The organism is Undibacterium sp. WLX3042 (assembly GCF_049544825.1).
Taxonomy (GTDB): domain Bacteria; phylum Pseudomonadota; class Gammaproteobacteria; order Burkholderiales; family Burkholderiaceae_D; genus Undibacterium.
Map to the genome: position 1 here is coordinate 2,141,975 of NZ_CP186698.1, position 22,679 is coordinate 2,164,653.

The following is a 22,679-nucleotide window of genomic DNA, read 5'->3' on the forward strand; positions in this document are numbered from 1 at the left end:
TCAGCCGACAACGCAATACTGACCTGCAGTGAATACATCAAGCAAGCGATCAATCGTGACATCGTTTGTTTGACATCTGCTACGGAATTCATTCTAGAGACCGGAAATCGATTAATCAACTTAATTAAATTTATCAAATTGATTTAATTTAACTAATTAAAGTGAAAATGGCATAGATTTTCATCGAGGAGCCAGCAATCTTTTCGAATTAGCGACTGCTTCCCCAGTAAATGTACCCCGCAACAATGCCCGTCTCCGCCCCCCCCTCAAATGCACCTCCACTTTTTCCGCGCTAGTATTGCGCCCCTGTAAAAAGAACACTTTCAGCAAGCCTCTCAACATCCGCCCCACTACTCGCTCAATCCAGCACGCTGCCTGACTCCGGGGCGGATTTAGCGGCAGCCACATATCCGATTCGTTTCACCGGTAAGATCATGGAAATTTTGAAGACTCTTTCATAAAGGACGACCGAAATGGGTATGCGAAAAAAGTCGGAGTTACCAAGCAAACTCTGCCTGCAGTGCGAGCGGCCATTTACATGGCGCAAAAAATGGGAAAAAGTGTGGACTGATGTGAAATACTGTTCAGACCGGTGCCGTCAGAATAGCAAGCGAAAAGTATGAAGACACCAATATCTGCAACAACCACGATCTATTGGTTTCGTAATGATTTGCGACTGGAAGATCAACCGGCACTGACGCAAGCATGTCAGCAGTCAACACGTTTATTATTGGTCTATTGTCACTCCCCTTCCTCATGGGACAAGACAAAGTGGAATGTGTCACGTACCAGCCAGCACCGTCAGTTTTTTTTAAATTCAGCGTTGGCCGATTTACGCCATCAGTTGCAGCAGCAAGGCAGCGATCTTCTTGAAATCACCGGAAAGCCGGAAGATGTATTGCCTTTACTCGCAAACGATGCAGGCACCGTGCAGATTTGTAGTGAGGAAATTGCTGCGCCTGAAGAACAAGACCAGGTAACAGCCTTACGCGCAAGCGGACTGAAGGTAACGACGTCGTGGCAATCAAGCTTACTTAATCCCGCTGATTTAGCGATTCCGCTTGACGCATTGCCGGATGTATTCAGTCACTTCCGACTGATGGTGGAGAGCAAGCAAATAAAACCATCCGCCCCTTTGCCGCGCCCCGCAGACATGTCGCCCTTGCCGGAAATATATCCGGCATTAGCAAAAAAATGGAGTGCGTTGCAAATGCCAGCGCAACACCGTTCAGGCAATACGGCTACCAATGAAGATTCAATCTCCGATAAGACTGTCCTCAATGTTGACGGCCGCTCCTCTTTTCCCTATTTTCTGCCGCCATTTTCCGGAGGTGCCAGCACAGCCGCGGCACATCTCCGCCAGTATTTTGATCGCCATTTGGCACGTAACTACAAACTAACAAGAAATGATTTAAGCGGCATCGATTACTCGACGAAATTTTCTCCGTGGCTGGCCTCTGGCGCTTTATCGCCCAGAACCGTGTATCAGGCACTAAAAGAATATGAGGCAAAGTACGGCGCAAATGACAGCACCTACTGGATCTGGTTTGAATTGTTATGGCGTGACTATTTCCGTTTTCTGCATCTGAAGTACGGCCGACGATTGTATCGCCAGCAAGGTCTGACAAATTTATCTGTACCAAGCCACGATGCGTCCCGATTTGAGGCGTGGTGCAACTCTCAAACTGGAGAACCTCTTGTCGACGCAGGAATGGCCGAACTTGCTGCAACCGGTTATCTGTCAAATCGTCTGCGTCAAATTGTCGCGAGTTATCTGGTGCACGACCTGGGCTGCGACTGGCGCGCGGGCGCGGCATGGTTCGAGTCACAGCTAATCGATTATGATGTCTATAGCAATCAGGGCAATTGGCTATACATCTCCGGGCGCGGCACCGATCCTCGCAACGGCAGAAGATTCAACATACAAAAACAAGCCCATGATTATGATCGCGATGGCACATATCAGCAACTCTGGAACACGAAATCAACATAGATCTCGGCACACAAATAATGAAACACAATACCGCCCACGTACCTCAGCCAAACAAGACAATCAGACTAATTCTGGGTGATCAGCTGAACCCTCAGCATCGCTGGTTCAGCGAAGTCAATGAGGCGATAATCTATGTCCTGATGGAAGTACGGCAAGAGACGGATTATGTTTTACATCATGCACAAAAAATTCTGGCGATTTTTGCAGCAATGCGTGATCTCGCCCGGCAGTTGCGTGAGGCAGGACATCTCGTGCATTACCTGACGATTGATGACCCTGACAATCTGCAATCCATACCCGCTAACATTGATGCGCTGATCAGCCAACATCAGGCTACGGTATTTGAGTATCAGGCACCGGATGAGTGGCGCCTGGATCAGCAGTTATACGAATACGGCCGCCGCTCAGATATTCCGTGGATCATGGTTGATACTGACCATTTCTATACAACGCGCAACGAAGTAGCGGATATTTTTACCGGCCGCAAGCAATGGCTGATGGAATTTTTTTATCGCCAGATGCGCATGACTCATCTTGTCTTGATGAAAGACACGAAAGAGCCCCTGGGTGGGCAATGGAACTATGATCACGACAATCGCAAGCCTTGGCGCGGCACACCGCCTGAGCCACAAGATACGCGAACTTTGCATGATCATTCGGATTTGTGGCAGACCATTGTTGATGCGGGTGTAAAAAGTTTTGGCAATCCTCAGGCCAAACAATTGGCATGGCCGCTTAACCGTCAGGAAGCATTACAACAACTGGATGCATTTATCGACAATGCACTACCGCAGTTCGGCGATTTTCAAGACGCGATGAGTGTTAAATCATGGCGTCTATTTCATTCGCTGCTGTCGTTTGCCTTAAATGTCAAAATGCTGAATCCGCGTGAAGTGGTGGCAAAAGCAGAGGCGGCATATCACTCCGGGTGTGCGCCGCTGGCTGCAACGGAGGGCTTCATCAGGCAAATATTAGGCTGGCGTGAATATGTACGCGGCGTATATTGGGCAAACATGCCTGAGTACACAGAGAAAAATTTCTTCCATCACAGTCGTCGGTTGCCGCAATGGTTCTGGAATGGAAAAACCAGAATGAATTGTCTGTCACATGCCATTACACAATCGCTGGAGCACGCACATGCCCACCATATCCAGCGCCTGATGGTGATAGGTAATTTTGCGCTGCTGGCGGGTCTGGATCCGGCTGAATTACATCACTGGTATCTGGGCATCTACATCGATGCATTTGAGTGGGTGGAGCTGCCGAACACGGCAGGCATGAGCCAATTTGCCGATGGCGGAATATTAGCGACCAAACCTTATGTTTCGAGCGCCGCCTACATTGACCGCATGAGTGATTATTGCAAAGGCTGCCGTTACGATAAAAAATTACGCGTCGGCGAGAATGCATGCCCGTTCAATGCGCTGTACTGGGATTTTTTTCAGCGTAACACAGATACCCTTAGCAAAAATCCCCGTATAGGTATGGCCTATCGCCAATTAGAAAAAATGGATACCGCCACGATTGCAGAGTTCCAGAAACAGGCGAAATTTACCCTAGAGAATATCGATATCCTGTGACGAGCTGCATTGCAATGATTGCAGTCACATCGATGCAATCGTCGGTGCTTTTGAATTGACAGTCAAAAGCAGCTCAACTGGCGAAAGTTGACGTGAGCTTTTTTCAGCGTTCAGACCAACGGACAAGCCCACAACAACGGTCAGGCACTGGTCATCAAACTTAGATCTATCCTCGCCGCCAGCGGCACATTCGCCGGTGCATGATAATCACCCACCACCAGTGCCCGCTGCCCAGATTGCGCCAAGGCTGCCATCCGGGATAATACAAACAACGCAGAACTTTTATCGAGTGCCGCCAGCGGATCATCCAGCAATGTCAGCGCGGCCCCACTCGCGAACGCAGCGGCAATCCACACCTTGCGCCGGGTACCGGAAGATAACATCTGTATCTGCTTAAACAAATGCGACTCCAGCGCCAGCCCGTCTATCAACTGCAACAGCGCAGCCTGATCAAAACCGGCATAGCGACTTGCCTGCAAGGAAAAAAATCCTTCTACGGTGAATTCATCATACTCTGCAGTCGATGGCTCGATCCAGAATACCTGCTGCCTGTAAGCAGACATATCCGCATGCTGCGCCACACCTTGAAAATTAAGTCTGCCCGCAGCGTACGGTAACTCAGCCGCCAGCAAACGCAGAAAATCCGTCTTGGACTCGCCTTCCTCATCGCACACCAGTGTCACACCTGCAGAAATCGCAGTCGTCCAGTCACGTAAGACGAGGCGCCGATGCGCAATATGCAATCCATCAATCTGTAAAACTACCGTGCATTCAGGAGATATAGCAGACATCAATGATCCTTGTGAGTAGAGAAAAGCAAACACGCTTACTGGCCAGGCAGATAAGCGTTATGGCGACAAACTAAGCACCAGACAATCTGGAAGTAATGATATCTGGCATTTAAAACAGATAATAAAAAACCCGCAAACTCGAGGAAGTTTGCGGGTTTCCAGAATTACTAAGATGTCGATATGGTGCCGAGGCCGGAATCTAAATTTATTAAAATTCACTTTTAAATCAAACACTTATATTTTTCAACTTCAAGAAATACCGTCAAATATACCGTCAAAAAAATTTGTGTCTCTGTTTTTATGACTTAACTCCTAGTCTTACAGACATTTCACCCCATATATTATACGGCACAACCCCCTTAGCGTAAGTCATTAACTAGAGTCTGGTCGGGGTTTGAATTACCCTTGATCTGTTGAAGTGCGGAAGTACCTTGATAGGGAGTGTAAGAACTTAAGCAGGGTGCAGCCTCGCAAGGCATTCTCACTGATAACCCGCATGGATAGTAGTTATACGTCAAACGTAGCACTGGTGCAGCCTGCAAGCCGTTTTTGCCTTGAAACCTATATCTGGTGCAGCCTCACTAAAATTCCAGAAAACAGGGGTGTTACCGAAATGAAGTAGGAATGTACCTTTAAACCGGTGTACCGGTGTACCACGGCATACAAACAGGCCGCAAACCCGCATGGGGATTGGGTTTGCGTGGTACACATCTGAGGTGTACCACAGCACTTTTGAGGTGTACCGGTGTACCAGAATCCTTGCTTTTCAGCCATGATTCTGTGCATTTAAGGCAATGCGGGGTTTCAGTGCCGTTTGATTGGCTGTTCTGGAATAGAAATGCAAAACAGCAGCGTTTTTGCAGCGCGAAGGGGATTCTCACCCCACCACCACAGGCCGCGCCGCCGGTTCGCTACGCTGGTCAGGCAATCAGTGAATAGAGTTTATCGCTCGGTATTTTGTAGTATCTGGCTTTGGTTCCGGCGAATCGTTCAAGGATGCTGCTCTTACCTTCCTTGTCTTTTTCAAAGACCCCCATTTCTGTCATCTTGGCGGCGACCAGTCTGGCATCATAGCCTTTACAAACTTCCTCTTTAAACACTTTTGGCAGCAGGAAGTATTCAATGCTTGCGCCTTCGGCTTCTTCTGGATGCATCTTATCGCCGTATTCCTTGTGCCAGTCTGTATTATTCTTAATCGGGTTTCCTGCCTTGCTGACAAAGCGTCTAAAGCCCGCCTGATTAATGGTTTTAGGTGCGTGGTCATCCATCGCTCTATGCGCCCATTCAAAGCGGGAACTGCCATTGACCTGAATAAAGTCAGGCAGCAGCGCCAGCATACGATCATGCTCAATATCCCCCGCCGTGCCGCGACTTGATAGCCAGTCATTAAAGCAGGTCGTGGCCGCTTCGGTGGCTTCACCATCTGCCCAGCCTGTCACACCTGCTGCGGTCGCTAATTCACCACCAGCCGCCACCAATGAAAAGAACTCAGACACCCGCTTTACTTGGCCGTGCGCATTGGGTGGGCAGAGTTTGCCAGCGGTGCTGCCTATCGCTTGCCGCAACATATCTGGCAACAGCGCCACATTGTCCACCAGCCATTCGATAAAGGTCAGCCCTGCGGCACCGTGGTATTGCTGCGCCATACTGACCAAGTGACGGGATAGTGCAGCGCCATCAGTAAAGCTGTGCACGGTATCAAACACGCCTAAGCCTTTGCCAGCATCTGCATGAATATGTGCCATGCGTACATCTTGGCCGCCTTTGGTGGCTTTGCCCGCCTCGGCCATTTTGGCCTCTAAAGACAATTCGCCATCACTGATAAATATCAGCCGCCATGTAGCGATCTTCTTGGCGGTCGCGTTCTGTGTGGCACGGCCTTTGCCTTTTTCATTACTGAGCATATAGGCGATATTGCCCACCATCTTAGGGTCAGCCTGCCCGAGTTCATCTAATACCAGTAAGGCATCAGAATGCTTTTGCGCGGTCGCTTCTAACGAATTATCAGTGACGTGCCAGCTTTGCGCATAATCAGTGCCACCAAACACAGAGGCCGCTACTTTCATGGCGGTACTTTTGCCGGTGGAACTGCTGCCCATCAGATGCAAGCCAAAGCTCTGCACTTTTGCATGATGCAGCAGCACAGAAGCAAAACCCGCCGATACAAAAAACAATAGCCGCGAATTACCCCGACAATAGGCAGATACATGAGCTTGCCACTCTGCCAGCGTTCCCTTTTGTTTAAATTGCGAAGTGGTACTGCTATTCGCCTGAAACAGCACTGTTTCTGCCCCTTGCCCTATGCTGCGATCTGGCAGCACATACACGTCATCATGCCAGCCTGTGCGCTCAACACAGCGCACACGATCTGGCACGTCCGCCGTTTGTATGTAGGTCGTCAGCAAGTTTTTCACCTTCAGGCCAGGTTCGATCATCAAGCCCAGCGAAAGTAAATCAGCACGATATTGCGTACCATCGCCAGACAACATACGGGACGACATCGGCCAGCGTTTGATGTTGTCGTCAGGGTCGTTTAATTCCAAGAGATAACCCCATTCACTGCTTGCCGCGTCCCGCGTTCTGGCGATCACATACAAGGGCGAACAGATTTTAAGGGCGGGTAACGCTTCGCCTTCATGGAAGGCATGATAGAACACGCCCTCATTACTCACGGTAAAAAATGGCTTACTCGATTGACCAGCGCCAGCAGGTTTGCTGCCTCGATTCTGGCGCGGTGCACTGGCTGGCTTTTGAGGCGTTTTTTGTACGCCGCCCTTATCAGCCTTCACCGCGTCAACGTCATACTCCTGTGCCGCGATCTGGCTCACTTCCTGCCCGCTTATTGGCACTGCACTGGCTGGCGCTGTTACGTTTATTGCGGCCTCGATCTGGCTTTTGACTTCGGCCAGTCCACGCGCCACCGCAAGATCATTAAAATCATTACCGCCAGCCGGTAAATTCAGCGGCTTGCACCACAGGCCGCCAATCGCGGCGGCGGCTTCTTTGGCAGCGATCACACCGGTATTTTTGCCGGTGTTCCGTTCTGTCTCGCTGTCATCATCAGCACACAACAAAATGCGTTTGTCTGGATACCGCTGCTGCATCAGGGCGGCGATATGCTTCAGATTGCTGGCGCTGAAGGCAATCGCCACAGGGTAGCCGGTCGCTTCATATAAGGCCGCGCCGGTAGCGTATCCCTCTGCAATCAGCAGCCAGACAGCAGCGCCAGCATCAGCATCAACACCGCCGATTAAATGAAAGCCGCCCGACACTTTGCCGCCGGTATAAAAGCGTTTATCGCCATTAGCAAACACCCGCTGAATGTTGCAAAGCTGGCCGCTGGTATCCATGACAGGAATCAGCAACGTATCGCCTTTACTATGACGGGCAAACCGCACACCATGCCCTGCAATGCCTTTTCTTTGCAGATAGTCTGAATGGCCTTGTTCGCTGGCGCTGTCCCACTGTTTTTGCGCCATACTGGCAGCGGCTGCCTGTTTGCGTTCTATCTCTGCTTGTTCTGCTGCTAACTTGGCGGCTCTTTCCTGCGCCATGCTGGCCGCCTGTTCCGCACTGACAGGCGCTGCCGGTGCATGGTCTTTGATATGAAAGCCGCGTTGTTTTGCCTCATACAACACCGTGCCGATACCGATTTTGCCGCCCGCTTTAAAACTGCGCCAGCTTGTTTTTACAGCCGCCGCATCATAGTTGCTGCCGCTCTGACTCCAAGAATCAAACAGGTCAAAACCGGCTTCATCAAATTCATGCTTAATGCCCATGCCGATCTTTAACCATAACTGCCGGTCATCAGGCGGAATAAAGCTCAGGGCGGCTTGTATGGCCTCTGGTGTAGGCCGTTCAATAGGTTTTCTGGTCATTGCTATTCCTTATTCTTTGCGCCTCTGATTTCATCAACAGACGGGAACACACATTGAGATGCAAAATGTACAGACGTATGCACACCCAGCGCATTGACGAATCAATGCGACTCTTTAACTGTTTCGGGGTCATGTCTGCCTCTTAGTGCATCGCGGCAGCGTGGCGCTGGCGTGGTGGAGGCGGTCGCATCAGGCGTAATTCCTGCTGAATGCGGCCAAGATAACCGGCACAAAAAGCGTCACGGCTGGCCTGTTCATGTTGCTGCCAGACCGTTTCTGCTGATACCAGCAAAGCACAGGCTTGCCTTACCATTTGCAAATAGTGATGCAGACAGGCTGGCAAATGAGCGTGAAGGCTGATTGCATCGTCTTCGCAGAAAAACGCCTGTGCAGCCCGAACACCGCAATCAACGGCTTGCTGATAACGGGCATCTACTGGCAAAGTCATTGCTGGCAAACCAGCGCCAGCGGGGTCTGGCAACGTAGCATACTGAAAAGATGAGTCAGACATGCTGGCCTCCTCTGATGGCGTGAAAGACGACCTCTAATATCCGATTATTGGTATGCTGAATTTCTTTCACCTTCCTGTCAGCGTATCCGGCAAAACAGCAAATTGCATTCACTGCCGCCGCGCCCTCTCTATCTAAGCTGTCCATTCCAATCGCGTCTATCTTGTCGAGTATTGACTCCACAAACACCACCAGATCAAATAAGGTGCACTCAATCTCGAACCCTAAAGATTGAGTTTTTTTAACAACATCAATAGAAACGAATGCCGGTTTTTCTGCTATCGCTGATGCAGATGCTGGAAATTTTAAAGCGAATGTTTTAGCTATCCGAAGCACACGCGCTTGCGCATCACTATTCATCACGCGAATGGCTTTTAGCAGTTCTTTTTCTGTGTCAGATAACGGGAGTAGTTCTTCTTTACGGTTTTGTTTGGATGTGCGTGGTGCAGTCATGGCAGACTCCTTTGTGTAGTGGTTACACTGCGCCCCGCTGTCAAACGGGGTGGGCAGCAAATGACGGGGTTGACAGACCGGACACAAAAGAAACCGGCAGGCCGAAGCCTCCCCGCCACTGCCGCCCGTAAAGAGGATGCAATGACATACGCACGTAAAAAAGCCGCATTGCGCGGCCTGTGCGCTTTTGTGTAATTCGAGCTGTCAAACTCGTTCCCTTTTTTCTTAGGGACACGCACAGAATAATGCTTGTGCGCAGCAATGACAAGATTTTTTCTCATAAATTAGTCTGCACTTCCTGCCTTGATAACAGACACTATCCACGTATTCACGCTATCCGAAGACCACGCGACGGAACGAACACCCAGTTTTATGGGTTTAGGAAAAGTACCAAGCTTCACTCTGCGCAAAATTTCAGATCTGGAAAGCCCTGTTTTATTCAGGACGGAAGGCAAGCGTAATAACTGCATTGATTGATTCGTATCTGGCATAAGTACCCTCGTGATTTCTTTTTTCCAAAATTATTTAACTTTAGAAAAGCTGGCAATGATTTGCTTAATCGTGTCGCCTCGGCTGACTTTTTTTGCAGTTGCCGCGCTAGCCAATTCGTTCTCTATATCAATCACTCCAAAATTAAAGACTGGACGCTTCTCTTTAAAGTAGTATCCGCCTGCCCTGCTCTCACCTGGCATGGCCTTCAGCAAGCAATCACTACCAATGGCAGGAACCATGATTTCTGCGGAATAATTCACGCTGGCGCTTGCATGGTTGCCGCGATCTTCTAACGCCTTAGCACATGCCATTATTCGTAAATAACTTTGCTTTAAATTTTCGGCGGCGGCAGAGTAAGCATCTTCTGCTTTTTGAATTTCAAATGACAGCCAAGTATTTTCCGCTTTGCGTAAATTTTCTTTTTCTTCCTCGGCTTTAAGCTTACTGGCCTCAATACGTCGCTTAATACCTGACAGCTTCAGTTCGCTATCTTTTTGTTTGAGTTTCGCCGCATCGTACGATTTCTCTTCAGCAACAAGCGATTTTTTGCAGTGTTCCAGTTCATCGGCTGAAACTTCATTGAGAGAGTGGCGTACGGTGCAATCTTCAAGTGTGGTTGTAGCCGCAATCAATGCACTGTTATCCGCAAAAAATGGTGTCTCTGCTTCCATTTTCTCCAAAACACGGATATTGATTAACGCCTTTTGGTAGTTGTTCAGGCTCGCATGAAGTGCTGCTTCGATATCTGATCTGCTCATTCTGATTCCTTAAAAAATAATTGTTTTTTGTGAAGCGCCAGTAAGTACATGGGAATTTTATAAAAACACTTGTTTCAAAAATAGGCAAAAAGTGAGACGACTTTTTAAAAATAATGTTCTTGTGAAATCTCAGTAAGTGCATGGGGGCATCTTATGAAAAACACCTGTCTCAAACTAGGCAAAAAGTGAGACGACTTTAAAAAGGCGGCGTGTGTAGCGCAAGAAAATTCCCCTTGCGCGGCATTCCAGAAGGTGCAGGCTGGTTTCAAAACAAGACCATTTCAATCAAAACCCATAGCCGGTGCAGCCTTTCACCGTTTTTACCTTGCAAACCCGCATGAAATCGAACGCCGTTTTTAGCTGGTACACATTTGGTACACCTTTGGTACACCTATTTATATATATTGTGTTCCATGGAAAGCTAAGGCTGGCGCTGGTTTCCGCTGTTTGGTACACCGGTACACCTGTTTTTACTGAGATAAGGCTTCTATTTTTTGTGGCTTTTATGGTGGGCATAAAAAAAGCCGCACAAGGCGGCTATATTTCATGCGGGTTTGCAAGGCAAAAATGCTGGTAAGCTGCGCCAGCAATCAGGCTTACTGTTTATCAGGCGGTGCGTAGCGGAATAATTGTTGCACCTCGCTTTAACTGGTCAACATAATTCGCCCATGCCTGCATCATTTTGCGCCGGTCTTCTATGTATTTGGCTTTCTGGTACACGCCTTTTACACCTTGCACCACGTGCGACAATTGCCGGTCTATGGTGTTTTCATCCCATCCCATTTCGGCCAGCATCGTCGCGGCGGTATGCCTGAAGCCGTGCGGGTGAATAATGTCGCTGGAATAGCCCAAAGCCTTGAGGGCTTGGTTAATCGTGCCCTCTGATAATGGCCGCTGGCCTGATCTGACGCCGAACACATATTCCCCCATACCGGTAAGCGGCTGCAATGCGCGTAACTGTGTCAGCACTTGTTCAGATAACGGCACGATGTGGTCTATCTTTGTTTTAGGACTGAAGTAGCGCCACTCTTTCGCCTCTAAATCTATATCTTGCCAGCGAGCCGCCCTAAATTCGCCAGGTCGCACAAACACCAAAGGCAGCAGGCGCAGCGCCGCTACCGTAACCGGTGCGCCGCCGTAGCCGTCAACATCGCGCATAAGCTGGCCTAACAATTTGGGGTCGGTGATATGTGAAAAGTTTTTCTGTACATGCGCCTCTAACGCGCCACGCAAGTCAGCAGCTATGTCACGCTCTGCCCTGCCGGTGGCAATGGCAAAGCGCCATAACTGCCCCATTTGCTCGCGCACACGGTTTGCCGTTTCCGTAATGGTTTTGCCCTGATTGTTTTTTCTGACAGCGATACGGCGTAAGCATTCCAGTAAAACAGGTGCCTTGATCTCAGCCATGGGCAACTTGCCGAGATACGGTATTAGGTCGTTTTTCAAATAAGCGGTAGTCCGTGAACGGTGACTCTCTGACAGCGGCTTAATTTTTGCCTCAAACCACTCCCATGCTACCGCCTCAAAAGAATCAATCACCGGCAAGCCCTCTGCATCGCGTTTAGCCGCCTCCTTTTGCTGGCTGGCTTGCGCCCGCTCTGATCTGCGCAGGTCGCTGGGGTCAATGCCAGAAGCAATTTGCTCTTTTGCTTCGGCACGCTTTGCCCGCGCCGCCGCCAGCGAGACATCAGGATATTTACCGAAAGACAGCGTAAGGCGTTTTTCATTAAATCGGTAATCCATGCGCCACAGCTTTGAGGCATCCTTACCCACCATCAGATAGAGGCCGCCGCCGTCCGTCAATTTATAGGGCGCATCTTTGGCCGCCGCACTCTTTGCCTTGATATCAGTAAGCGGGATAATTTTCTTAGGCATGTCAGGTTTCCCTATAAGGCGATACCGCATACCGTCAAGGAAGTGCCGTTTTGACGGTATTCAGTTTTTGGCGGTATCTGATTTTCGCTGAATACCGTCATATATACCGCCAAAAATCTGGGCTGTCAAAGAACTTCACGGAACGTTAGGGAACAAAAAACCCGCGTTCTCTCTATGAAGAAGGCGGGTTATTGTATTTCTTGGAACTGCTTGAAACTTAGTTTTGGTGCCCGAGGCCGGAATCGAACCGGCACGCCCCTTTTACGGAAAGCGGCGGATTTTAAGTCCGATGTGTCTACCTATTTCACCACTCGGGCCCATCTCTACAACATGCAGCCGAAACTGCTTGCTCTGAAAAAAAAGCGCTTAACAGCGCTTTCTTAAAACTGGAGGCGGGGGTCGGGATCGAACCGGCGTCTACGGCTTTGCAGGCCGCTGCATAACCACTTTGCTACCCCGCCAAGGGTGCTGTTTCAATCAAAAAACTGAAACGCGGCAAAACAACTTTAAGAAAAAAGGGAAGCGCTGCTTCCCTTCAGAATCTGGAGCGGGAAAAGAGTCTCGAACTCTCGACCTCAACCTTGGCAAGGTTGCGCTCTACCAACTGAGCTATTCCCGCATTGTTACTACAAATACATCAGGTACTACTAAAAACTGGAGCGGGAAAAGAGTCTCGAACTCTCGACCTCAACCTTGGCAAGGTTGCGCTCTACCAACTGAGCTATTCCCGCATTATCGTACTAATTTTCATTGAAAAAGAACTTGGAGCGGGAAAAGAGTCTCGAACTCTCGACCTCAACCTTGGCAAGGTTGCGCTCTACCAACTGAGCTATTCCCGCATCAACGAAAGACCAGAATTATATAGTATCTCTGAATTCTGTCAAGCGAGCTAACTCAGTTTTTCCGATGTCTCTTTAATCAAAGGCCACGCTTTCCTTAAATAATAAAACATGGACCATACCGTCAACACCGCAGCAATCAACAGCAACCAAGAGCCGATCAGACCGCTGTCAATATAATTGAGTAACACAAAATCAGGGCTCAGAAGCAGCGGTATCGCTGTCATTTGCGCGGCAGTTTTGATTTTACCAATCGAGCTGACTGCAACCGACTTTGAAGCACCAATCAGCGCCATCCACTCTCGCAACGCAGAGATGGTAATTTCGCGACCAATAATCACGAATGCGACAACGGCGTTGACTCTGTCAAACTCTACCAGCACAAGCAACGCACCGGCGACCATTAACTTATCCGCGACCGGATCAAGAAAGGCACCGAACGAAGAAGTCTGATTCCAGCGACGCGCAAGAAAGCCATCAAACCAATCTGTCACCGCTGCGATAATAAAGACAAGGCTGGAGGCAACTCCTTTTTCAAAGGGACTCAACCATGTATCAGGCAAATAAAATACACCGACGACCAGCGGAATCAACGCGACACGTAACCACGTCAACAAAATAGGAAAATTAAATGGCATAAGTTTTTATTCAGATTATTTCCGGTAATTATATTGGGCTAACGCAATCGCTTGTAAATTTCTTCGGCCAGCTGACGGGATATGCCTTCAACGCTGGCGAGCTCTTCAACGCTGGCGTCACTGACCCCCTTCAAGCCACCGAAGCGCACCAGTAATTTTTGTCTGCGCTTCGGTCCCACACCTTCGATCTCTTCTAACTGTGAAGCCTGCCTGGATTTATCCCGCTTCGCCCGCATGCCAGTAATGGCGAAGCGATGCGCCTCATCACGAATTTGTGCAATGAGCATCAATGCTGCAGACTCTTTACCGAGTTCTTTTGGCTCGCGACCATCAACAAAGACCAGGGTTTCCAGACCAACCTTGCGCCCCTCACCTTTGGCAACGCCCACAATTCTGCTGGTATCCAGACCAAGCTCAACAAAGACCTGGCGCGCCATCTCAACTTGCCCCTTACCACCATCAATCAAAACAACATCCGGCAGATTCCGCACATTTTCATCCTGATCGCAGACAATTTTTTCATAACGACGGAACAGTACCTGTCTCATTGCAGCGTAGTCATCCCCCGGCGTAATGTCTTTGATGTTGTAGCGACGGTATTCGCTGCTCTGCATTGCGTGATGATGAAAAACCACGCATGACGCCTGCGTCGCTTCTCCCTGAGTATGACTGATATCAAAACATTCAATCCGCAGCTGTTCAGGATTTTCCGTATCGAGATCAAGCACAGACGCCAGTGCCAGCGTCCTGGCTTGCTGTGAGCCTTGCTCCGAAAGCAGTCTGGTCAGCGCCAAAGCGGCGCCCTTCACCGCCATTTCCAGCCAGATACGTCGTTGCTCCTGGGGCTGGAAAGATAAATGAATTTTGTGTCCGCACTGTTCAGCAAGCGCCAGCATCAGATCTGGTTCATTGAGTTCGACATTCATCACAATCGTGGATGGAATGAACTGATCGACATAATGCTGTGCAAGAAAAGCTGCAACGATTTCCTGCTCAATCGAGTCTTCTGCAGTAGATCTGACATCATCAATATGACTGGGGAAATAAGCCCTGTCCCCGAGATGCCGCCCGCCACGAACCATCGCTAGATTCACACAGGCCCGCCCCCCCTCAACGATCACAGCAATGATATCGACATCGGCATTGCCGGTAGTCTCCATACTTTGCTGATGCAAAACTTTAGACAAGGCTGACATCTGATTACGAACGAATGCGGCCTGTTCGAATTTCAGTTCAGAAGAAAATGCCAGCATTTTCTTCTCCAATGTCTGCATGACTTCGAGTTGCCGTCCACGCAAAAAGTCAGCGGCATTTTTTACATCCTGCAAATAATCTTCGGGGGCAATAAGATCGACACAAGGCGCACTACAACGCTGAATCTGATGCAACAAGCAGGGTCGCGTACGATTTGCAAAAACGCTGTCTTCACAACTGCGCAACAAAAATACTTTCTGCAGAATTTGCATCGACTCTTTTACCGCCCATCCCGAGGGGAACGGACCGAAATACTGGTGCTTTTTATCGATCGCGCCACGGTAATAAGTCATCCGCGGCGTCTTTTCCGAAGTAATTTTCAGGTAGGGATAAGACTTGTCATCCCGGAACAAAATATTGTAGCGAGGCCGTAAAGCCTTGATAAGATTATTTTCCAGAATCAGGGCTTCCGCTTCGCTGCGTGTCACTGTCGTTTCCAGCCTGACGATTTTTTCGACCATCATGGCAATACGCGGACTCGATAAGGTCTTTTGAAAGTAACTATTAACGCGCTTCTTCAGATCGCGCGCCTTCCCCACATACAACACCTGACCTTGCTCGTCAAAGTAGCGATAGACGCCAGGTAGGTGGGGAAGTTTTGATACCGTATCTAATACTGATTGACGAGCATCACTCAACGGAGGAGATTGATTCGTATCCATCAGATTTCTGCGCCGAATGCAGGGGATTTTTTCTCTACAATGACGAAGGCCAGAACGTGATCAGCTTCGTCGCTCAGTGAAATATGAGCGGTCAGGCAGCGCGAGCTCATCCACTCTTGCATAACGCCGGTCAGCTTAACAACAGGCTTACCCTCATCATCGTTCAGCGTCTGCATATTATGCAAGGTCATCGGTGCAGTCACGCCTGTCCCGATCGCCTTGGAAAATGCCTCTTTCGCCGCAAATCTGGTGGCCAGATACCTTGTCCCGCGCTGAGAATTCATCTCTCTTCTCTGAAAAAAAATACGCAGCTCGTCGTCGCCCAGAATTTTTTTTGCGAAGCGCTCGCCTCCCCTGGCCAACGCCTGCTCTATACGGAGAAGTTGAACGATATCAGTGCCGACGCCATAAATCATCTCACCCCCTCTGCATTAATCCTGCGCGGACCGCCATCGCATTCATTTCTTTGACGGCGACGTTCCATCCGACTGAAAGAGCGCGGAAAAATATCGCGTCACCGATATTGACTTGCGTAACATCAGCTATCGCTGCAAAGACCGCAATATTTTGATAATCAACGCTGCCACCCAGCTGTACTGACAAACCTTGCCGCATGCTTTCAATCGTCATGCTCTGCAACTCATTCAACGCCTGGTCTCGCTCCTCCTCGTTGCGCGCCAGAGTGTAGCGGTCAACGCTCAGCACGATCGCTTTCACACCTAATTCTGCACACGCCTGAACCTGTCGGGCAACTGGCATGACAAACAAGGATGAGATATGCCCGGACAAATTCAACTGACGAACAAAAGGCTGCAATAGCGAGAAATCATTAACAGCATCGACAGGTACCGGACGACCATGCATTCCGCTACCCGGCGCGACCAGACACACAGCAGCCGGGCTGAGTTCCGCAGCAATGTTCACTGCCAGCGCTGTTGCTGCGGTATTGATTTTGATACGCCCTGTAAATTGCCGTAACATGACCTGTATCAACACAAGCCGGACAGTTGCGTTTTGCTCGGATAAATAGACAGATAAGCCATCTGCACCAGCTTCTTCTGCGGTCATCGCGAATGCAACAGGATCGAGGGAACTGTCGTTGTCACCATCCATTAAGCTGAACAGCGGATCAAGACTGACTTCAAGCAAGGTAGATTGCCGATATGGGTAGATGTTCATAAATTTTGCAAATCTATCAGAATCTGCCTGGTGTTTAAGGATGCGCCATGCAAGTGGTAACCAAGCAAAAAACGCATCAACATCTTGCTTTGAAATTGCGTGAGCGTATCAGCGTAATCTGCCTGAGCCATATCCAATAAGGTTTTACCAACGACAACGGGAATATTATCTGCAGCCGTCGCAAGCCGCGTACCGACTTCAGGATCGACGACGTAATTCAAGGCTGCATCGACTTTACTTCCGGAAACCGTGCAAAACGTTAAATCACCTAACAAACCCGACTCCCGCAACAACGCCAGTTCAAACTGACGCAGAACGACAGACGCCGGCTCATCATGAGCCAACAAATTCAAGGTGCTGACATACTGTTCAAACAGTGCCGTATGTGGTTCATCACGCACCAGAAATTTGACCAGCAGCTCATTGAGGTAAAACCCGCACAATAACGCTGAGCGTTCAAGGGGAAGCATACCACCCACCCAGTCAGCTCCTGTCATTACCCGGATTTCGGATTTTCCTGTCCACCCCAACTGTAAAGGCTGAAAGGTTTGTAACACACTGCGTAACTGAGAGTGGGGTCGCTTAGCACCTTTGGCGACAAGAGCAATACGGCCGTAGTCGCGAGTGAATATCTCTACAATCAGGCTGGTTTCTTTATACGGCCACGAGTGCAATACAAACCCGGGCTGATTGAGTATTCTGCGCTCACGCGAAGCGATACCGCCAGCACTCGTTCGGGATTTTTTTTGGGGACCAACGGGAGTCAGAGCAGCATCAGTAGCGATGGCGACCTCATTGAAAGTGTCGCCAAGCTGATTTACATCGACTGTACGAACAGCAGTCATACGACAAATTATTCGTAACCGTAGGCTCTTAAACCTGCCTCGTTATCTGCCCAACCGGATTTGACTTTGACCCAGATTTCGAGATAAACAGGGCCGCCGAACAGCTTCTCCATATCCACACGAGACTGCGTGGAAATATCTTTGAGACGCGATCCCTTATGACCAATCACCATCGATTTATGTCCATCCCGATCGACGAGAATAGCGACAAAAATCCGCCGCAGGTTGCCTTCCTGTTCAAATTTTTCAATCAGCACCGTACTTGTGTACGGCAACTCATCTCCGACAAAACGGAATAATTTTTCGCGGACAATTTCAGTCGCGAGAAATTTTTCACTGCGGTCAGTAATATCATCTTCCGCGAACATCGGCGGATTCAGTGGTAAATATTTTCTCGTTTCGCCCTCGAGGTTCTCAAGCTGGAAACGCAGAGTAGCTGAGACCGGAACAATCGCGGCAAAGGGATACAATGCTGCCACCTTCTGTGCAAATGGCATCATGACCGCTTTATCTTTAATACGATCAGATTTGTTAATCACCAGAATACAAGGGACATTTTTTGGTAACAAATCAATGACTTGCTGATCTGCTTGCCCAAAAGTGCCGGCCTCTACCAAAAACAGAATCACGTCAGCCGCTGTGAGAGTTGTTGTCACAGTACGGTTCAGCGTGCGGTTTAAAGCATTTGAGTGCCGGGTCTGAAAACCCGGTGTATCAACATAGACAAACTGCGTATTGTCTTTCGTTTGTATACCGGTAATACGATGCCGGGTCGTCTGAGCTTTACGAGAGGTAATGCTGACTTTTGCTCCAATCAACGCATTCATTAAAGTCGACTTACCAACGTTAGGACGGCCGATGATAGCTATATACCCACAGCGAAAATCAGGGTTATCAGTTAATTCATTCATAGAGTGCTCATGCTGTTTTCGGGTGTGGGCTTGAATCCCCCCCCGCATCAGGTGGATTCGTCGAAGCAGATTCAGGTATTTCTGGTGTAGTCTGTTGCAAATCTGTCAGCGCACTTGCAGTGTCGAGTTGCGACGTCGCTATTCCGGCCAGTTTTAATTGTGCGGATCTCGGTTTCGATTTGCGCGCACCTGGCGTCTTGGCCAATGCCGACATTGCCGCCTCTAACGCCAGTTTTGCAGCCGCCTGCTCACCAGCACGGCGGCTGCCGCCAGTACCAAAAACCTGAATGTCAAGCTTGGGAACCAGACATGCAATCTCAAATTCCTGATTGTGCGCAGCGCCATGAGTCGCAACCACATTGTACTGAGGCAAAGGAATTTTTTTACTCTGCAAAAATTCCTGCAACAAGGTCTTGGCATCTTTACCTAAGGTTGTCGGATCAATAGCAATCATAACCGGCGCGTAAAGCATGCGAATCACTTCTTTCGCGGAATCAAAGCCAGAATCAAGGAAAATTGCGCCAAATAAAGCCTCCAGCGCATCAGCAAGAATGGATGGGCGACGAAAGCCGCCTGATTTAAGTTCACCCTCACCCAACCTTAAAAATTGAGATAGTTCTATTCTTTGTGCAATTTCATAGAGCGATTGCTGTTTGACCAGATTGGCGCGGACCCTTGATAAATCGCCCTCATCAATATCCGAAAAACTATCAAACAAGAGCGAAGCAACCACACAATTCAAAATCGAGTCGCCCAGAAATTCCAATCGTTCATTATGTAAAACGCTATGACTGCGATGCGTCAAGGCCTGCTGCAATAAAGCCGGGTTACTGAACTGGTACCCCAGCTTTTTTTGCAATAGTTGAAGATTCATACGTGTTCTGTTTATTCTGGCTTTTTAGCGGAGACGCCACTTTTTGCCGTTGTACCTTCATATTCCAGCAATAATGTTGCAGGACCAAATAAAGGGATTTTTTTCTGATAGGAGAAACTGATGTCAATATCGCCGTTATCTCTGGTGATGACCAGATCTTTACCGGTGATTGAAGTAATGTAGCCAACTTCTGCCTGTTTATCAAAAGTATTCTGAATCTCGTTAACAGTTGACCCACCCGTTTTAGCGACACCGATCGCCTTTTTTATCGATGTGTATTCAATCACCGTTGGCACCACTTTCATTGCCAGCATCGCAATTAAAACGATCACACCTAAAGATAAAATAAGTCCGACTAAAGAAATACCACGCTGCGACTTCAAAGAAAAACGTTGAGCTTTTTGCATAATTTCTCTTTCTCTACATTTCAGTTATTTTAATTAAAACTACCGATGCGTTTAATATTTCCCAAATTCATCCAGATGAAAAATGCCTTACCAACGATATTCTGATCCGGAACGAAGCCCCAGTAACGGCTGTCGAGACTATTGTCGCGATTATCGCCCATCATAAAATAATGTCCATCCGGCACCACACAGGAAAATCCTTCAGTGTCGTAAGTACAATTTTCTCTTTTCGGAAAATTGAACGGATCCCGGACAAACGCAGGTGCATTATCATCATTCAATATCCGGTGCGATACTCCGGTCAGATTTTCTTTATATTGTTTTGAATAATTCAGGTGCTCTTCATCAAGAAAATCCGGCATAGTCTGATAATCAAGGGCTTTGCCGTTAATCAACAACCGCTTATTCCTGTATACAACCTTATCGCCTGGCACACCGACCACACGTTTAATATAGTCAACAGTTGGATCTACAGGGTATTTAAAAACCATCACATCACCACGCTGCGGATTGCCTAATTCAATAATCTTTTTATTAAGGATAGGCAAACGGATACCATATTCAAACTTATTTACCAGAATCAGGTCGCCGACAAATAAAGTTGGCAACATCGAACTTGATGGAATTTTGAATGGCTCGTAAAGAAACGAACGAAGAAAGAAAACCAGTGCGATCACCGGAAAGAAACTGCCGGAATACTCTATCCACACAGGTTGACGCAATAGGCTGGCTTCTATCTCTGCACGTTTTCCCTGTTCAACACGGATTCCATCCGCCTCCAGTTTTGCTGTTCTCGCATCAAACTCAGCCAGCGCTTTATCTGCGGCAAGGCGTCTTTGTTTAGACAAAAAAAACACATCAAGAAACCAGACGATTCCCGTCCCCACCGTCAACACAAACAGAATCAGGGCAAAATTCCCTAAAATTGACTGAAAACTCATTTTTCATCCACTTGTAAAATTGCCAAAAACGCTTCCTGAGGAATTTCGACAGAACCCACCTGTTTCATTCGTTTTTTACCCGCTTTTTGCTTTTCAAGCAATTTTCGTTTACGACTGATATCACCACCATAGCACTTCGCCAACACATTTTTGCGCAGCGCTTTCACATTCTCACGAGAAATAATATTAGAACCGATTGCAGCCTGAATCGCTACATCAAACATTTGCCGTGGAATCAGTTCACGCATCTTAGCGGCAACGGCACGTCCGCGGAACTGACTGTTTGAACGATGGACGATAATCGCCAGAGCATCTACTTTTTCACTATTAATCAGCATATCGACTTTAACTACATCGGCAGCACGATTCTCTTTAAATTCGTAATCCATGGACGCATATCCACGCGAAGTCGATTTCAAACGATCAAAAAAATCAAGCACAATTTCAGCCATCGGCATTTCATAGGTCAATTTCACCTGGCGTCCGTGATAGCTCATATCCATTTGGACACCGCGTTTCTGGGTACACAGGGTAATGACAGCACCTACATATTCCTGCGGCATATACAAATTAACAGTAACAATCGGTTCCCGAATTTCCTCAATCTTGGATGGATCCGGCATTTTTGATGGATTATCAACCATCAGAATGGAGCCGTCTGCCATCACCACTTCATAAACGACGGTTGGCGCCGTGGTGATGAGGTCCATATCAAATTCACGTTCGAGACGTTCCTGAACGATCTCCATATGAAGTAAGCCGAGGAAACCACAGCGGAAACCAAAACCAAGCGCCTGAGATACTTCAGGCTCGTACATCAGGGCAGCATCATTGAGTTTTAATTTTTCCAGAGAATCGCGCAAAGCATCATACTGATTGGCCTCAACCGGGAACAATCCGGCGAAAACTTGTGGCTGTACTTCTTTAAAACCAGGAAGTGGCTCAGCAGCAGGCTTATTCGCAATCGTGATCGTGTCCCCTACTTTAGCCGCCTTCAGCTCTTTAATTCCTGCGATAACAAAGCCTACCTGTCCTGCGGACAATTGATCACGCGATAATGATTTCGGAGTAAAAACACCGACACTTTCAACCAGATGTTGCGCACCCGTTGCCATAAAAAGAATTTTGTCTTTTGGTCGTAAAGTACCGTTCATGATTCTGACCAGCATGACAACACCAACATAATTATCAAACCAGGAGTCAACGATCAGTGCTTGCAGTGGCGCATCAGGATCACCTTTTGGCGGAGGTACTTTAGCGATCAAAGATTCCAGTACATCGACAACACCCAGCCCCGTCTTGGCGGAGCAATGCACGGCATCCGAAGCATCAATACCAATCACTTCTTCGATTTCAGCACAAGCGTTATCCGGATCAGCTGAAGGCAAGTCAATTTTATTAAGTACAGGCACCACCTCAACGCCCAACTCAATTGCGGTGTAGCAGTTAGCGACAGTCTGCGCCTCAACGCCCTGGGATGCATCAACGACCAGCAAAGCACCCTCACACGCAGATAAAGAGCGGCTGACTTCGTAGCTAAAATCGACGTGTCCCGGTGTATCAATCAGATTCAGGTTGTAAATCTGACCATCACGTGCTTTATAGTGCAGCGCAGCTGTCTGCGCTTTAATTGTAATTCCGCGCTCGCGCTCAATATCCATAGAGTCAAGGACTTGCGCTTCCATTTCGCGATCAGACAGGCCACCACAAATTTGAATAATCCGATCCGCAAGCGTGGACTTACCGTGATCGATATGGGCGATAATAGAAAAATTCCGGATATTGTTCATTGAAATTACA

At 48.4% G+C, this 22,679-nt stretch carries 21 protein-coding genes and 5 tRNA genes; 4 read left to right on the plus strand and 22 right to left on the minus strand.

Translation table 11 applies throughout. The features are described 5' to 3' along the window. Positions 1-479: 479 nt before the first annotated feature. The 3 genes from ACPAOP_RS09735 to ACPAOP_RS09745 are packed head-to-tail and all read left to right on the plus strand — an operon-like array spanning position 480 to position 3,573. Positions 480-623, plus strand: coding sequence for a DUF2256 domain-containing protein (locus ACPAOP_RS09735; RefSeq protein ID WP_423710003.1), 144 nt, complete (start codon positions 480-482; stop codon positions 621-623). Next, on the plus strand, positions 620-1,993 hold the full coding sequence (locus ACPAOP_RS09740) for a DASH family cryptochrome (protein ID WP_423707812.1): 1,374 nt from the start codon (positions 620-622) through the stop codon (positions 1,991-1,993). The genes ACPAOP_RS09735 and ACPAOP_RS09740 overlap by 4 nt, the downstream gene beginning before the upstream one ends. Before the next feature lie 17 nt (positions 1,994-2,010). Then, the gene (locus ACPAOP_RS09745) at positions 2,011-3,573 is read left to right on the plus strand and encodes a cryptochrome/photolyase family protein (protein WP_423707813.1); all 1,563 of its coding nucleotides are present in this window, start codon (positions 2,011-2,013) and stop codon (positions 3,571-3,573) included. A gap of 140 nt (positions 3,574-3,713) precedes the next feature. On the opposite strand, the gene ACPAOP_RS09750 is transcribed toward ACPAOP_RS09745, so the two are convergent. The 6 genes from ACPAOP_RS09750 to ACPAOP_RS09775 all read right to left on the minus strand — a co-directional run bounded on the left by ACPAOP_RS09750 (position 3,714) and on the right by ACPAOP_RS09775 (position 10,454). Then, positions 3,714-4,364 (minus strand): ABC transporter ATP-binding protein, encoded by a 651-nt coding sequence (locus ACPAOP_RS09750; protein ID WP_423707815.1) that lies wholly within the window; start codon positions 4,362-4,364, stop codon positions 3,714-3,716. 920 nt (positions 4,365-5,284) lie between these two features. Continuing rightward, on the minus strand, positions 5,285-8,242 hold the full coding sequence (locus ACPAOP_RS09755) for a DUF927 domain-containing protein (protein ID WP_423707817.1): 2,958 nt from the start codon (positions 8,240-8,242) through the stop codon (positions 5,285-5,287). Between the two features lie 142 nt (positions 8,243-8,384). Then, positions 8,385-8,753 (minus strand): hypothetical protein, encoded by a 369-nt coding sequence (locus ACPAOP_RS09760; protein ID WP_423707819.1) that lies wholly within the window; start codon positions 8,751-8,753, stop codon positions 8,385-8,387. Then, positions 8,746-9,204 (minus strand): hypothetical protein, encoded by a 459-nt coding sequence (locus tag ACPAOP_RS09765; protein ID WP_423707821.1) that lies wholly within the window; start codon positions 9,202-9,204, stop codon positions 8,746-8,748. Before ACPAOP_RS09765 ends, ACPAOP_RS09760 begins: the two co-directional genes overlap by 8 nt. Positions 9,205-9,488: 284 nt before the next feature. Next, positions 9,489-9,695, minus strand: coding sequence for an AlpA family phage regulatory protein (locus ACPAOP_RS09770; protein ID WP_423707822.1), 207 nt, complete (start codon positions 9,693-9,695; stop codon positions 9,489-9,491). A gap of 30 nt (positions 9,696-9,725) precedes the next feature. After that, positions 9,726-10,454: a hypothetical protein gene (locus ACPAOP_RS09775; RefSeq protein WP_423707823.1), complete on the minus strand. Its 729-nt coding sequence runs from the start codon at positions 10,452-10,454 to the stop codon at positions 9,726-9,728. A gap of 337 nt (positions 10,455-10,791) precedes the next feature. Here ACPAOP_RS09775 and ACPAOP_RS09780 point away from each other — a divergent pair, with 337 nt between their 5' ends. Further along, positions 10,792-11,031, plus strand: coding sequence for a hypothetical protein (locus ACPAOP_RS09780; protein ID WP_423707824.1), 240 nt, complete (start codon positions 10,792-10,794; stop codon positions 11,029-11,031). 29 nt (positions 11,032-11,060) lie between these two features. Here ACPAOP_RS09780 and ACPAOP_RS09785 read toward each other — a convergent pair whose 3' ends face one another. The 16 genes from ACPAOP_RS09785 to lepA form a co-directional block, all read right to left on the minus strand. Next, positions 11,061-12,329 carry a tyrosine-type recombinase/integrase gene (locus ACPAOP_RS09785; RefSeq protein ID WP_423707827.1) on the minus strand — a complete coding sequence of 423 codons (1,269 nt, stop codon included), beginning with the start codon at positions 12,327-12,329 and terminating at the stop codon, positions 11,061-11,063. A gap of 224 nt (positions 12,330-12,553) precedes the next feature. Then, positions 12,554-12,646 (minus strand) — tRNA-Leu (locus tag ACPAOP_RS09790). Positions 12,647-12,716: 70 nt separating this feature from the next. Continuing rightward, positions 12,717-12,790, minus strand: a tRNA-Cys gene (locus tag ACPAOP_RS09795). 82 nt (positions 12,791-12,872) lie between these two features. Further along, positions 12,873-12,948, minus strand: a tRNA-Gly gene (locus ACPAOP_RS09800). Positions 12,949-12,984: 36 nt separating this feature from the next. After that, a tRNA-Gly gene (locus ACPAOP_RS09805) sits at positions 12,985-13,060 on the minus strand. A 32-nt stretch (positions 13,061-13,092) separates the two neighbouring features. After that, positions 13,093-13,168: transfer RNA gene (locus tag ACPAOP_RS09810), tRNA-Gly, on the minus strand. A gap of 50 nt (positions 13,169-13,218) precedes the next feature. Beyond that, on the minus strand, positions 13,219-13,806 hold the full coding sequence (pgsA, locus tag ACPAOP_RS09815) for a CDP-diacylglycerol--glycerol-3-phosphate 3-phosphatidyltransferase (RefSeq protein WP_423707828.1): 588 nt from the start codon (positions 13,804-13,806) through the stop codon (positions 13,219-13,221). 38 nt (positions 13,807-13,844) lie between these two features. After that, complete coding sequence (gene uvrC, locus ACPAOP_RS09820; protein WP_423707830.1) at positions 13,845-15,722, minus strand: excinuclease ABC subunit UvrC; 1,878 nt, start codon at positions 15,720-15,722, stop codon at positions 13,845-13,847. Then, positions 15,722-16,138, minus strand: coding sequence for a holo-ACP synthase (acpS, locus tag ACPAOP_RS09825; protein ID WP_423707832.1), 417 nt, complete (start codon positions 16,136-16,138; stop codon positions 15,722-15,724). The genes uvrC and acpS overlap by 1 nt, the downstream gene beginning before the upstream one ends. Position 16,139: 1 nt before the next feature. Further along, complete coding sequence (locus tag ACPAOP_RS09830) at positions 16,140-16,901, minus strand: pyridoxine 5'-phosphate synthase (protein ID WP_423681937.1); 762 nt, start codon at positions 16,899-16,901, stop codon at positions 16,140-16,142. Then, positions 16,898-17,746, minus strand: coding sequence for a DNA repair protein RecO (gene recO, locus ACPAOP_RS09835; RefSeq protein WP_423681936.1), 849 nt, complete (start codon positions 17,744-17,746; stop codon positions 16,898-16,900). The genes ACPAOP_RS09830 and recO overlap by 4 nt, the downstream gene beginning before the upstream one ends. Before the next feature lie 8 nt (positions 17,747-17,754). Then, positions 17,755-18,657: a GTPase Era gene (gene era / locus ACPAOP_RS09840; RefSeq protein WP_423681934.1), complete on the minus strand. Its 903-nt coding sequence runs from the start codon at positions 18,655-18,657 to the stop codon at positions 17,755-17,757. 7 nt (positions 18,658-18,664) lie between these two features. After that, positions 18,665-19,531 carry a ribonuclease III gene (gene rnc / locus ACPAOP_RS09845; RefSeq protein ID WP_423681932.1) on the minus strand — a complete coding sequence of 289 codons (867 nt, stop codon included), beginning with the start codon at positions 19,529-19,531 and terminating at the stop codon, positions 18,665-18,667. An 11-nt stretch (positions 19,532-19,542) separates the two neighbouring features. Continuing rightward, entirely contained in the window at positions 19,543-19,938 is a 396-nt protein-coding gene (locus tag ACPAOP_RS09850) for a DUF4845 domain-containing protein (protein ID WP_423681930.1), read from the minus strand. A 29-nt stretch (positions 19,939-19,967) separates the two neighbouring features. Beyond that, positions 19,968-20,879: a signal peptidase I gene (gene lepB, locus ACPAOP_RS09855; RefSeq protein ID WP_423707834.1), complete on the minus strand. Its 912-nt coding sequence runs from the start codon at positions 20,877-20,879 to the stop codon at positions 19,968-19,970. Then, entirely contained in the window at positions 20,876-22,669 is a 1,794-nt protein-coding gene (gene lepA, locus ACPAOP_RS09860) for a translation elongation factor 4 (protein ID WP_423681926.1), read from the minus strand. Before lepA ends, lepB begins: the two co-directional genes overlap by 4 nt. Between the last annotated feature and the right edge of the window lie 10 nt (positions 22,670-22,679).